This window comes from Flavobacterium kayseriense (assembly GCF_014305095.1).
Classification (GTDB): domain Bacteria; phylum Bacteroidota; class Bacteroidia; order Flavobacteriales; family Flavobacteriaceae; genus Flavobacterium; species Flavobacterium kayseriense.
This window is the reverse complement of sequence record NZ_JACRUI010000004.1, coordinates 58,116-70,701: the sequence shown is the minus strand read 5'-3', so window position 1 is coordinate 70,701 and position 12,586 is coordinate 58,116. Positions and strand designations below refer to the sequence as shown.

Here is a 12,586-nt window from a genome sequence, read left to right as displayed (position 1 = left end):
TTATTAGGAATAAAAAAATCCCATTTGCTTAAGCAAATGGGATTTTTGAGTTTTATAAGACTAGGAATTGCTTAATCCAGCAACTGTGGATTGTTTAAGATCAATTCGATCTTTTTAATAGTAATAGTTATTTGACTCATTTGTAATTCTATATTTCTGAAGAATAGGCTGATGTCTCTATTTACCCAACTCTCAGAAATGACTCTTGAACCCAAACTAATTCTTAAAATAGCGCTTTCAATATCATTTGTGTACTTAACATTTACTGCTTGACCAATATGACATTTTTGAGCAGCTAATCTAATAATCTCTAGAGATGCATCTTCAAACTGTTCTGATAAATCAGAATTCAATAAGCTGTACAGTTTTTTTACCTTGTCAACAGACAGCGGTTCGTTTTTTAGAAGAATAAAGAAAGGGAATATGGTACGAATGTTTCTAATTCCAAATTCCTTACTATTGTAACTCTTCATTTTAGTTTCGTCACCATAAATAGGTTCTAAAAAACTAGCTTCATGTATCGATTCTTCAACAAAGTTACAAAACATCTCGATACCCATGTTACGGTACAAAATAGGCGTTTTGTAGTAGCGATCCATTTCGACTATTGCCGCATTCCATCGCATGTATGACCCATAATTATATCCATCAGACAATTTGGTAGAACAAAACCAAGAGGCAGGCCAGTCTGAATTATTGTAATATTGAGTTAGTCCTTTAGGTAAGGGATTTGTAGCAGAATGAATCAGCTTTGTTACATTTTTAGGTAAAATCAAAGCACCAGCATAAGGAGGGCCCGTAAAAAACTTGCTACCCGTAACCGTCACGATGTACCCTTTATTTAAATAATACTGAATGTCTTTTGGATCTAACCTCAATTGCGAACCATCTACGATAATTTGCATGGATAGATTTTCAATTTTGTTCAGTTTTTTGATTAAGTCATCGCTTGGAGATTGATAGCCTAATTTTGATTGATCCATGGTGTGTAATACAACCTGTCTGCCTTCCTCTTTTGTTTTGGTAACAGCGGCAAATACTTCTTCATCTAATTGACTAGTCGATTTTAAAGCGCCGTTTTCATCTCTAAACGGAATTTCGATTAAATTGACATCTCTAAATCCTTCGATACGTTCTCCTTTTTTAATTGGATAATTTAAAGCTGTAGTATTTTCAAAGTGACATCCACGCAATGCTGCGGCTACTCCGCTTCCTGTTTCATCCGAGGCTACTAAGATATGTGTAATTTCTTTTTGACAGATGGTTTGTGTTATGGCCGCAATCTGAAGGGAAGAGTCAGTTCCAGAAGGTGAAAATATGATTTCACATTCTTCATTAAGTTTAAAAATTTTTCGAAGACTACTTTTTAATAACTCAGAAAATTCAGTTGTCGTTTTCTTAAAGCCGTTTTTTAAGCTATTTCTAATCAAGATACTTCGTACTTTATCTGTCTTGTCAAAGGCAAAATTAGAAACGCTAGAAGCAGTAGAGGATGCAAAAGTAAAGGCTTCAGGTCTAGGGAATGGTCTGCAACCATATTTATTCAACAAATGAATTTCGTCAATATTTAATCTAAGGTCACCTCCGGCCATTAATAAATATTCGGTTGGTTTAGCTAAATTATCAACTATTGCTTTCCATGATGCGTCAATTACAGCATCCGAAGTTTTAAGTCCATGAAAAGACTGTAGTTCTTCATGTTTTGATAATGTTTCTGCAGCTGAATCCGAATTGTCTTTAATCAAATTTATTAAAACAGAATCCAGATTTTCTAATTTTTCTTTATCATCTTTAGGAAGTAAATTATAAAAAATTTTAATTACTTCTAAGGCGGTAATATCACACAAAGCGATATCTTTTTTATCGTTATTTAGGGCTTTATACCATAATTGCCATTCGATTCCATAGCGTAAGTAAACTAACGCTAAGATAGGTTGGTCCAAAAAAGCAGCACCAATAATAATCGATTTATTAGGTACGATTTTAAAAACCGTAGGTTCACTAGTAGAAGTGATTATGTTGATATTGTTTATTTTTGGTACGGTGTTGAATCTTTTTAGGATGCGTACTAAATAATTTACATTCTCTTTTTCAAATAAACTTGTTCTATTGTATTGATTTTCAATTAGAATATTGTTTGTCATAAGGTATTTTATTTAAGTGTTCCTTTGAACGATTTTAATCTAGTTCGAGTACTTTTAATTGTAAAAAACTTCTTTTATTGGAAGCACTTATTAGCATTAAAAATCACTCAATATTTTTGTTTATTTGTCTTTAATAATTAGACTGCTGTTTACTGCCTGTATTAATTTTAAGCGTTAAACAAGTACGAATATTCTTTTTGATTCTGTGAAATAGCATCTGTAAAAGAGCTTATAATTTGCCTCTTAAGCACCATTTAATTCTTAAAACGAAGGCAAAGATAATGAACTTGTATTCGTATAAAAAACATATCTCTTTTTAAAACTATATAAAAAACCGCATAGTATAATTAGATAGTTATTTCTAACGTATGCTTAACGGTCGGATAGATTACTAAAAGTGAATTTACACTATTAAATGAAACTAATGCAAATCTTTTTTCTTTAGATAGTCATTTGAGAAATGGTAATTAAAACGATGGCCGCTAGCGCAAAAACTAGACCGACGTAGTTTTTTGTATTTAGTTTTTCTTTAAATATTAAAATCCCCACCAAGCTTCCTATAATGATAACCCCCATATTCATGGCTGCAAAGACAGTCGACGGATTTTTAGCAAAAGCTTGGTGTGCTTTAAGATAAAATAAAATATTACTAAAGTTAAAAACACCTACTAATGCACCTAAAACCAAGTTGATAGGAGCTATTTTTATTTTTTTGATAATCAGTTCGTATATCACAATTGCGATCATGATGAACAGCGAAATCCCAAAAACAATAAATAGAGAAGAAGTAAAGGGCAAGCTGGTAGCTAAAGCAATTTGCTTAAACAATATATCAATTGTGCCAAAACCAATTAAAACAACCATTGGATAGACCCATTTGTTGTTCTTGTTCTCTGCCTTCTTACTAAGAATAAGCAATAAGGCCGGAAGTGCAATTACAAATGCAATTACTTTTAAGGTGTTAAATTCCTCATTAAATAGCAGCCAAGCGGCAAGAATGGGAATAAAAAGTGATAACCGCTGCGCAGCATCTGTTTTTACAATTCCCATATACTTTATAGATGCAGCTAAAAACAGGAATATAGAGGGAAGTAAAATTCCAAGCGGTACATAGATACTCCATGGTGCAGTTGCATCTATATCAGTGATAGTAGGCTTAAAAATAAAATAGCATAATGATATTGCAAAAGCGTAATTCCAGGCTACAATTTGCGCGGTATTGATAGTGTATTTGCGACTTATCTTAAAAATAACACCTACGATCACACTACTTAAAATACTTAAAATAAGGAATAACATATTGTTTTATTTATATTCTACATTCTGAAACAAAAAAACTCTAGCCTAAGCTAGAGTTTGATATTTAATTAGGACCAAGTATTATGCTTCTTCCATGGTGTGATATACATTCATCACATCGTCATCTTCTTCTAGTTTTTCAATCAACTTTTCTACGTCGGCCATTTCGGCTTCTGTCACTTTTTTAGTGATTTGCGGAATTCTCTCAAAGCCAGACGAAAGAATTTCGATACTTCTGCTTTCTAATTCTTTTTGGATCGTTCCAAAGCTTGTAAAAGGAGCGTAGATTAAGATTCCATCCTCGTCCTCAAAAACTTCTTCAGCACCAAAATCGATCAATTCTAATTCTAATTCTTCAGCATCAAGGCCTTCAGCAGGAATTCTGAAATTACAAGTATGGTCGAACATGAATTCAACCGATCCTTGTGTTCCCATTGTGCCGTTGCATTTGTTAAAGTAACTTCTAACATTAGCAACCGTTCTGTTGTTATTATCAGTAGCCGTTTCGATCAAAAGTGCAATTCCGTGTGGAGCGTAGCCTTCAAACAAAGCTTCTTTGTAGTTGGCAGTATCTTTATTGCTGGCATTTTTAATAGCGCGCTCTACATTGTCCTTAGGCATATTGGCAGCCTTAGCATTTTGTATTACAGCTCTTAATCTAGAGTTGGCATCTGGATTTGGACCACCTTCCTTAACCGCCATTACAATATCCTTACCTATTCTAGTAAATGTTTTGGCCATTGCTGACCAACGTTTCATTTTTCTACCTTTTCTAAATTCAAATGCTCTACCCATTTCTGATTATTTTTTGAATTGAATTTTCAACTTTCACGAAGAGAAATCAATGTTTTGTATTTTTAAGTCTGCAAAAATAACGCTTTTCATTTTAATTCAAAAAAAATAAAACGTCGCATGCACAACTAGTACTTTTACTTCTTGTAAAACGGCAATTTTACCACTTTTGCAGGTACGTCGTTTTTACGAATACGAATGTAAATGTCTCCATCCACAGCAGCATTTGCTACAGTAACATAGCCTAAACCAATTCCTTTATTCATAGAAGGTGACATCGTTCCCGAAGTAACAATCCCGATAACAGCTCCGCTTGCATCTACGATTTCGTAATCGTGTCTTGGCACCGCGCGTTCCTGCATTTCAAAAGCAACTAGTTTTCTGGTAATACCAGCTTCTTTCTGCTTTTTCAAATTTTCAGAGTTGGTAAATTCTTTTGTGAATTTAGTAATCCAACCTAATCCTGCTTCTAGTGGCGAGGTAGTATCGTTGATGTCATTCCCGTAAAGGCAAAAACCCATTTCAAGACGCAACGTATCACGAGCTGCAAGACCTACAGGTTTGATTCCAAAAGCGGCTCCAGCCTCAAAAACCTTATTCCAAATCGTTTCTACTTGGTCATTTTTACAATAAATTTCAAATCCTCCTGATCCAGTATACCCTGTAGCAGAAACAATTACATGTTCGAAACCAGCAAAATCAGCTACTTCAAAGTGGTAATACGGAATCGCGCTCAAGTCAATCGATGACAAGGATTGCATTGCTTCAACGGCTTTTGGTCCTTGAATTGCTAATAAAGAGTAATCATCAGATAGGTTTTTCATCTCGACACCCAAATCATTTTGTGCCGAAATCCAATCCCAATCTTTGTCAATATTCGACGCATTTACAACTAGTAAATATTGCTCTTCTTTCATTTTATAAATGATCAAATCATCTACAATTCCGCCATCATTGTTTGGCAAACAAGAATATTGTGCTTTCCCCACAGTCAAAACTGAGGCATCATTCGAAGTTACTTTTTGAATCAAAGCCAATGCATTTGGTCCAGAAAGTAAAAACTCTCCCATGTGTGACACATCAAAAACCCCTACAGCAGTACGAACCGTTTCGTGTTCGGCATTAATTCCTTCATAAGTAATGGGCATGTTGTATCCCGCAAACGGAAGCATTTTAGCTCCCAAACCTTCGTGTATGTGCGTAAGCGCAGTATTTTTCATTGTGTTTCGGTATAAAATTTGAAGTGGCTAATTTATTTAAAAATTATCATATTTAGCCCATAATTTATGATTAATCCATATATTTTGAAGCCTTTTCCTGCTGTACATTGCAAGTCCTCACCCTGTAATTTGTTTTTATAAAGTACCACTAAGCTTCTTTTAGTCGCTTTGTGGTCCTAATAAAAACTAAATTCCATTATTCCGGGCTTTTCATTTCCATCAGGGCTAGGAAAATGCGTCTCTGGATCCTAATTTTAATAAAAAAAACGACAAATCCATAAATTTAGACTTGTCGTTTTTCATAATTATTTGACTAATATGCTTAGTACTTAGCAGCTTGTCCTGCTTTAGGTATCGATGCTTTTATAAAATCTCTAATATCTTCATTAGCGGTTTCAAGATCTTGTTTTCTGAGGTACATCATGTGTCCGCTGCGGTATCCTTTCCAAGACATTTTATCTTTCAATTTTCCGCTAGGATCCATTTGCCACATATTGTACTTAGCATTAAAATAATCGCAAGCACCATCATAATATCCAGATTGCACCAGTAAATGCAAATACGGGTTTTGAGCCATCGCCTGACGCAAGTTTTCTCCAGTATTATCATTAGAGTTATCCCAAGGGCGTACAGGACCAAACATATTATAGGTAAAGTCGGTTTTGTATTTCAAATCGTTACGCAAGTACATGTTTATTGCAGGGGTAAACGAATGCAACCACGACGTTAATTCGGCATTAAAATCGACACGGTCACCCGCATCTTTTTTGTCAATACCTTTGTATCTAGAGTCAAGTCTACCTACGGTAAATCCTTGGTCTCTCAATAATTCTTTCCAGAAATATCCAGTAGGCACATCAAGGTTATTTTGTAAAATCACCTTTTCTGACATACCTGAGTAGCGTGCCATCTTTGCTGCAATTTCTTTTCTTTTCCCTTCCTCAAGCGCGCCTCCTTTGCTCATGGCAGGCAAAAGTTCGTTCATGGTAAATTCCTCTACTTCGGGTAACATATCATTTAAATCTTTGCTTTGTAAGTCGGCAGGAAGCATTTTGTGGTACCAAGCAGTAGCAGCAAAATAAGGTAATTTCAAAGCACCATCCGTAGCTACTCCACGATTAATTCCCAAAGTAGTTGGAGAAACTAATATTACACCATTCAAGTACATCCATTGTTTTTCTTGAAGCTCTAGAGCCAACCCAGATACTCGAGTAGTTCCGTAGCTTTCTCCTATAAGATACTTAGGAGAGGCCCAACGATTTGTTCTTGTTACAAAGCTACCAATCCAACTTGCTAAGTATTTTACGTCAGCGTTAACACCAAAAAATGTTGCTTTGGGCGTATCCTTACTTATAGCACGAGAATAGCCTGTATTAACAGGATTTACGTAAACTATATCAGCAACATCAAGAATAGAATATGGGTTTTCTTTTATTCCGTAAGGCTGTACAGGATATCCTTCATCATCAATCTTTAATAGAGTAGGACCGGTATACGCTATGTGCATCCATACTGATGCAGATCCAGGACCTCCGTTAAAAGAAATAACTAACGGACGTGATTCATTATTTTTCACATCTGTACGTTCATAATACGTGTAGAACAAGCCAGCGATCGCTTTTCCGTCTTCATCCCAAACAGGCATAGTTCCGGTAGTGGCTTTGTAAGGTACTTTTTGTCCTTTAATGGTGGTAACATGTTCTGTTATGACACTTTTATCAGGATTGAAAACTAGATTACTCTCTGAAGGTTTTTCGTTTTTCGCAGCACTCTTATCGGTAGAGTCTGTTTTTGGTTGTGCTATGGTGCTCATAAAGCTAGCAATAGCTACGAATAAATAGAGTGTTTTTTTCATAAAGGAGATAGTTTATTGGAATTGGTTTTACCGTTAATTTTAGATTACTAAAGTATGATTTTTTGAGATAATAGTAAACATCTAGGAGGTCTTTTTTATTGATTTCACAACAAAATTGATTTTAAAGGTAATTAACAGCAAAGAAATAAATTTTAAAAGTAACCAGATTAATTGGCTTAAAGAGATGGTAATTCGTTTAAAAGCGTATTTTTATATAAATTTCAGCAAATGTATTTTATACCTATAACTAAAAAAGAAATCCAAGATCGCTATCAGATCGTTAGTGCTTTTGCTCACAAAGGCACTCAAGGTCATGCTTTACTAATCGCCGGTAGCTATGGGAAAATGGGCGCTGCTGTTTTAGCGTCAAAAGCAGCAATTAAAACGGGTTGCGGACTTGTAACTGCATTTGTGCCTGAATGTGGATATGACATCCTTCAAATTGCAATTCCAGAGGTAATGGTTATTACTGATGTTGCCCAAAGGCATCTGTCTAATGTTAAGTTTCAAATCAAACCGCAAGCCATAGGTATTGGACCCGGTATAGGGCAGGAGCAAGAAACACAAAAAGCGCTACATGATTTTCTAGTCTCTAACATAATACCTCTAGTTCTTGATGCCGATGCCTTAAATTGTGTTTCACGGAATAAAGAATGGCTGCATTTACTGCCCTCAAAAACAATCGTAACGCCCCATCCTAAAGAGTTAGAGCGGCTCATTGGTCCTTGGGAATCTGAAGAGGAGCAATTCGAAAAAACTATTGCTTTCTCAAAACAATATAATTTAGTGGTCGTAATGAAAGGAGCACCGACTCATATTATCGATGGAGAAACTGTTTACAAAAATACGACAGGAAATGCCGCTTTAGCAACCGCAGGAAGCGGCGATGTATTAACCGGAATGACTACAAGTTTGTTAGCACAAGGATATGAAGCAGTCAATGCTGCTATTTTGGGAGTCTACCTCCACGGACTAACTGCCGATATCGCCATTACTGAAACTGGAACGCAGTCTTTTATTGCTTCAGACATTATTTCGAATATAGGGAGAGCATTTTTAACTTTAGAAAACGACACAAATAATTAACTAGTTATATTAATTATTGTGAGCATTGTTATTTGTAAATTTGTACCTCAGTAAATTTCAATTATGACAACTAACCTGGATCTTCGCACCGTAAATGTAACACGGTACATCACCCCATTGCGCGAGGGTGGTTCCTTACCCGCTTTGGCGGAAGCCGACGATGATTATAAATATGTACTCAAGTTTAAAGGAGCAGGACATGGCGTAAAAGCTTTGATTGCCGAACTTTTAGGAGGGGAAATAGCGCGCGTTTTAAAGCTGGCTATTCCAGAATTAGTGTTTGCAAATCTTGACGAAGCCTTTGGTCGTACGGAAGCCGATGAAGAAATACAAGATCTTCTACAAGGAAGCCAGGGATTAAATTTAGCATTACATTTTTTGTCAGGAGCAATTAATTTTGATCCTGTCGTGACCGTAGTTGATGCTAAAATGGCGTCTCAAATAGTATGGCTGGATGCTTATATAACTAATGTTGACAGAACGTTTAGAAATACAAATATGCTGCTATGGCACAAAGAGTTGTGGTTAATTGATCATGGAGCAAGTTTCTATTTTCACCATTCTTGGACCAATTGGGAACAACATGCTAAAAGTCCGTTTAAGTTAATAAAAGATCACGTTTTGCTACCGCAAGCGAGTATGATCAAAGAGGCTGATGACATGTTTAAAACTATTTTAACGCCATCTACCCTACAAGCTATTGTACAATTAATTCCCTTAGATTGGTTGCAATGGCAGGATACCGATGAATCTCCCGAAGCCATTAGGGAAGTCTACTATCAATTTTTAGTGACTAGATTGAACCATTCTGAAATTTTCATAAACGAAGCACAAAATGCAAGAGAAGCACTTATATGAGTATGCCGTAATTCGGGTTGTGCCAAGGGTAGAACGTGAAGAATTCCTAAATGTAGGAATTGTACTTTTTTGTAAAAAAGCCAAGTTTATAAAGATGATTTATACAGTTAATGAAGCAAAATTAGCTCTATTTTCTCCTGATTTTGAGTGTGAGCAGTTGCAACGGAATTTAGATTCTTTTCAAAAAATTGCTCATGGTGCTAAAGAAGGTGGTCCTATTGCTCAGTTCGATATTCCTTCTCGTTTTCGCTGGTTAACAGCATTGAGAAGTTCTGCAATTCAAACATCACGGCCTCATCCGGGACTTTGTGATGACTTAGAGCGTACCATCAGCCGGCTACATGAAGAAATGGTCTTATAGTTTAGTCTATAAAGCAATTGCTTTCTCTAGTACCACAAAATCTAATGTTTCGCTCCCTAACACAGAATGTAAATGACTTTTTGGAAAAGGTGCTTTAAGGCCCGTATCTACGTAGCCTTTACGAATATAATATGCTATTAATTCTGATCGGATTGATATTACAGTCATCACTATTTTAGGCAAGTTTAATTGTTTTGCGTGAAGGTCAGCTTGCGCCAAAAGTTTGGCACCAATACCACTATTTTGTAGTTGAGGCGCTACGCTCAGCATTCCCAGATACAATTGCTTCTCCTCGGCTGTTAATAAAACACAGCCTAAAATTTGGTCAGCTTCAGTATATTTTAACAACGTATTTTTAGGGTCTAACAGAATTTGAGTTAATTCCCCTCCGTCAGTTCTTTGGCCTCCTAGTAATTCTGCCTCAGTTGTCCATCCTGCTTTAGAGGATTCGCCACGGTAAGCGCCATTGATTAGTGAAAGTAATGCAGGAATATCTTGTAGAGTAGCTTTTGTAATCATTTGTGTGATATTAGGTCGGCTTTTTATTTATTACGCAAAGATAGAAAAACAAGGGATTATGGAGTAGTAACTTTTACTAAATACCTACTATGGAAGAATCTAAAATGAATTAAGTTATTGTTTTTTTGTAGTATCAGTTTGAGGCTCTTTTTTAAAAGGCTATTGAGCTTAGAACAAACGGATTACCGCCCATAATGCCATGCTAGAAATCAGAATCCAAAGTGCGATACCTTGCGCTAAAGGCTTGTACCCAACAGCTGAAAGCACTTCTTTTGATAGACCGCATCCGATAAGAAAAAGAGTCAATGTTAAACCTGATTTTGCAATAGAAGTAAGATAGGAGCTGATTTCCTGTACAAAGGGTAGGTAGGTATTAGCAATCATGGCCAAAACAAATAGACCAATAAAATATGGAATCTTGACCTTTGTGCCTTTACTTTTGAAAATAAAAGTCGACAAGAAAGCGATAGGTATAATCCACAATGCTCTCGCTAATTTAACGGTTGTTGCTATTTCAAGAGCCTGCGGTCCGTACTTACTAGCAGCACCTACAACTGAGCTAGTGTCATGAATAGCAATAGCACACCACATTCCGAATTGTGTTTGTGATAAGTTGAGGTAATGTCCAATAAATGGAAATAGTAGTAATGCAATCGAATTAAGTATAAAAATAGTTCCAAGTGCAATAGATATTTGTTTTTCTTCGGCTTTAATAACCGGTGAAATGGCAGCTATCGCACTACCTCCACATATAGCAGTTCCCGCGCCAATTAAATAGGATGTTTTTTTGTCAATTTTTAGCGCTTTACCCAAAAAATAACCTGCTGTTAAGGTAACAATGATCGATATAATCGTGAATATAAGACCATTTTGTCCCGCTTTTAAAGCACTCTCTACGTTCATACCAAAGCCTAAACCAACTACCGATATTTGCAAGAGTAAATGGGTAGCCTTGTGATTGAGATGCAAGTAAGGGTGACCTATAAACTGAGCGATTATTAATCCCATCAGCAATGCGATAGGAGGAGTTATAAAAGGAGATAAACAAAGTACAAATGCTACTAAAAAGATAAGCTCTCTGGTAGTTATGCTTTTGTCTAGTATTTTCTTTCTATTTGGTTCTTGTTCTTTAGTTGGCATTGCTTAAAATAATGATCTGTTTTAAAACAATGCAAAGAACTACTTTATTTGCTACAAAAGGAAATTGTATTTTGCGATCTAGTATAACTAAAAGTTATACTAGATCAGATATTGAATCGTATCAGTGTTAATTTTATTTCCCTAGATCAACACCTTTTATAAATTGAATTACGCCTCTCATAAATACTTTTTGATCGTCCCACATCGCTAAGTGGCTCCCATTAGGGCAGTACAAGTAACTGCCATTTTCCACTAATTTACTCTGCTCTTCCATCGCTTTTGGATCCATGGTGTCATATTTAGCACCTACCATTAGCGTAGGAACTGCAATTTCTTTTAATCTGTTTTTGACATCCCAATTAGCAAGACGACCACCTATCCCAAACTCGCTCGGACCTTGCATAAGGGTATAAACCTCGTTATTTGTATGTTTGAAAGAACGATTTACCGCATCAGGCCATTCTTCTAATCTGCATAGGTATTCTTTGTAAAAATTGGGTATTAACAATTCCATATAGCGAGGATTAGCGAAATCCTTTTTTGCTTCTAGCGCTCTAATCTCAGCAAGTACCTCGGGTTTCATCTGTTTAGCTAGCACATCGTTTGCATAGGCTCCATATTCTGTACCGCTAGCCATCATGTTGCTTACGATTAATCCTTTTAAGTTTTTTTGGTATTTCAAAGCATACTCCATTCCTAGAATTCCTCCCCATGAATTTCCTATCACATAAAAGTTAGAGCTATCGGCGCCAATTGCTTTACGAACTTGCTCCACCTCTTCTACAAATCGGTCAACGGTCCATAACGAACTGTCTTTTGGTTGATCGCTATAGTAAGAGCCTAGTTGATCGTATTCGTAAAACTCGAATCCTTCTCTTTGAAAAAAAGTTTCAAAACACTCCATATACTCGTGGGTCATTGCGGGACCACCGTGAAGCAATAAGATTTTAATTTTTGGATTTGTGCCAAAGCGTTTCGTCCAAACCTTAAATTCACCAACGGGCGTTTGGATCGGGATCATTTTAACACCTGCCGTTTCTAATGAATCGCCATAGTTGAAATAGTTAGAAACAAAGATCTCATTTGAATTTGATTTTTCTTTGCAGGATGTTAGTATCAGAAAAACGAGTAGTAAGGAAAGATAACGCATTTTAGTTTTTTTGGTTGGTTATGAAAAAACTAAGATAACGAAAACGGACTAGTTTTTAATGGTACATTAAACTATTATTTAATTCGTTTAATTAAATGTAAATCAAATCATTACTATGGAATAGCGATTAGAATTTATACTTATCCTAGTACATTTATTTTT

The 12,586-nt window shown here is 35.9% G+C and carries 11 protein-coding genes; 3 read left to right on the top strand and 8 right to left on the bottom strand.

The window, feature by feature from the left end:
- Positions 1 to 71 precede the first annotated feature (71 nt).
- The 5 genes from H8R22_RS11665 to H8R22_RS11645 form a co-directional block, all read right to left on the bottom strand.
- On the bottom strand, positions 72 to 2,144 hold the full coding sequence (locus H8R22_RS11665; RefSeq protein WP_187010567.1) for a hypothetical protein: 2,073 nt from the start codon (positions 2,142 to 2,144) through the stop codon (positions 72 to 74).
- A gap of 441 nt (positions 2,145 to 2,585) precedes the next feature.
- Positions 2,586 to 3,443 (bottom strand): EamA family transporter, encoded by an 858-nt coding sequence (locus H8R22_RS11660; protein WP_187010566.1) that lies wholly within the window; start codon positions 3,441 to 3,443, stop codon positions 2,586 to 2,588.
- 81 nt (positions 3,444 to 3,524) lie between these two features.
- Complete coding sequence (locus H8R22_RS11655) at positions 3,525 to 4,238, bottom strand: YebC/PmpR family DNA-binding transcriptional regulator (RefSeq protein WP_187010565.1); 714 nt, start codon at positions 4,236 to 4,238, stop codon at positions 3,525 to 3,527.
- A gap of 134 nt (positions 4,239 to 4,372) precedes the next feature.
- Positions 4,373 to 5,455 carry a glycine cleavage system aminomethyltransferase GcvT gene (gene gcvT / locus H8R22_RS11650; protein WP_187010564.1) on the bottom strand — a complete coding sequence of 361 codons (1,083 nt, stop codon included), beginning with the start codon at positions 5,453 to 5,455 and terminating at the stop codon, positions 4,373 to 4,375.
- Positions 5,456 to 5,777: 322 nt separating this feature from the next.
- Positions 5,778 to 7,310, bottom strand: a complete 1,533-nt coding sequence (locus H8R22_RS11645) for a S10 family peptidase (RefSeq protein WP_187010563.1) — start codon at positions 7,308 to 7,310, stop codon at positions 5,778 to 5,780.
- A gap of 228 nt (positions 7,311 to 7,538) precedes the next feature.
- Between H8R22_RS11645 and H8R22_RS11640 the strand changes: the two genes are divergently transcribed.
- The 3 genes from H8R22_RS11640 to H8R22_RS11630 all read left to right on the top strand — a co-directional run bounded on the left by H8R22_RS11640 (position 7,539) and on the right by H8R22_RS11630 (position 9,615).
- Complete coding sequence (locus tag H8R22_RS11640) at positions 7,539 to 8,396, top strand: NAD(P)H-hydrate dehydratase (protein ID WP_187010562.1); 858 nt, start codon at positions 7,539 to 7,541, stop codon at positions 8,394 to 8,396.
- A 63-nt stretch (positions 8,397 to 8,459) separates the two neighbouring features.
- On the top strand, positions 8,460 to 9,254 hold the full coding sequence (locus tag H8R22_RS11635; protein WP_187010561.1) for a HipA family kinase: 795 nt from the start codon (positions 8,460 to 8,462) through the stop codon (positions 9,252 to 9,254).
- The gene (locus H8R22_RS11630; protein ID WP_187010560.1) at positions 9,232 to 9,615 is read left to right on the top strand and encodes a DUF3037 domain-containing protein; all 384 of its coding nucleotides are present in this window, start codon (positions 9,232 to 9,234) and stop codon (positions 9,613 to 9,615) included. The genes H8R22_RS11635 and H8R22_RS11630 overlap by 23 nt, the downstream gene beginning before the upstream one ends.
- A gap of 6 nt (positions 9,616 to 9,621) precedes the next feature.
- On the opposite strand, the gene H8R22_RS11625 is transcribed toward H8R22_RS11630, so the two are convergent.
- The 3 genes from H8R22_RS11625 to H8R22_RS11615 all read right to left on the bottom strand — a co-directional run bounded on the left by H8R22_RS11625 (position 9,622) and on the right by H8R22_RS11615 (position 12,424).
- Positions 9,622 to 10,134, bottom strand: a complete 513-nt coding sequence (locus H8R22_RS11625) for a GNAT family N-acetyltransferase (protein WP_187010559.1) — start codon at positions 10,132 to 10,134, stop codon at positions 9,622 to 9,624.
- A 168-nt stretch (positions 10,135 to 10,302) separates the two neighbouring features.
- A complete protein-coding gene (locus H8R22_RS11620) occupies positions 10,303 to 11,274 on the bottom strand; it encodes a YeiH family protein (RefSeq protein ID WP_187010558.1) in 972 nt (323 codons plus the stop codon).
- Positions 11,275 to 11,407: 133 nt separating this feature from the next.
- Positions 11,408 to 12,424, bottom strand: coding sequence for a proline iminopeptidase-family hydrolase (locus H8R22_RS11615; RefSeq protein ID WP_187010557.1), 1,017 nt, complete (start codon positions 12,422 to 12,424; stop codon positions 11,408 to 11,410).
- Positions 12,425 to 12,586: the final 162 nt, after the last annotated feature.

Coding starts and splice junctions, on each gene's coding strand:
- H8R22_RS11655 (WP_187010565.1), bottom strand. CDS start 4,238: ATGGGTAGAGCATTTGAATTTAGAAAAGGTAGAAAAATGAAACGTTGG.
- H8R22_RS11620 (WP_187010558.1), bottom strand. CDS start 11,274: ATGCCAACTAAAGAACAAGAACCAAATAGAAAGAAAATACTAGACAAA.
- gcvT (WP_187010564.1), bottom strand. CDS start 5,455: ATGAAAAATACTGCGCTTACGCACATACACGAAGGTTTGGGAGCTAAA.
- H8R22_RS11615 (WP_187010557.1), bottom strand. CDS start 12,424: ATGCGTTATCTTTCCTTACTACTCGTTTTTCTGATACTAACATCCTGC.
- H8R22_RS11625 (WP_187010559.1), bottom strand. CDS start 10,134: ATGATTACAAAAGCTACTCTACAAGATATTCCTGCATTACTTTCACTA.
- H8R22_RS11640 (WP_187010562.1), top strand. CDS start 7,539: ATGTATTTTATACCTATAACTAAAAAAGAAATCCAAGATCGCTATCAG.
- H8R22_RS11630 (WP_187010560.1), top strand. CDS start 9,232: ATGCAAGAGAAGCACTTATATGAGTATGCCGTAATTCGGGTTGTGCCA.
- H8R22_RS11665 (WP_187010567.1), bottom strand. CDS start 2,144: ATGACAAACAATATTCTAATTGAAAATCAATACAATAGAACAAGTTTA.
- H8R22_RS11660 (WP_187010566.1), bottom strand. CDS start 3,443: ATGTTATTCCTTATTTTAAGTATTTTAAGTAGTGTGATCGTAGGTGTT.
- H8R22_RS11645 (WP_187010563.1), bottom strand. CDS start 7,310: ATGAAAAAAACACTCTATTTATTCGTAGCTATTGCTAGCTTTATGAGC.
- H8R22_RS11635 (WP_187010561.1), top strand. CDS start 8,460: ATGACAACTAACCTGGATCTTCGCACCGTAAATGTAACACGGTACATC.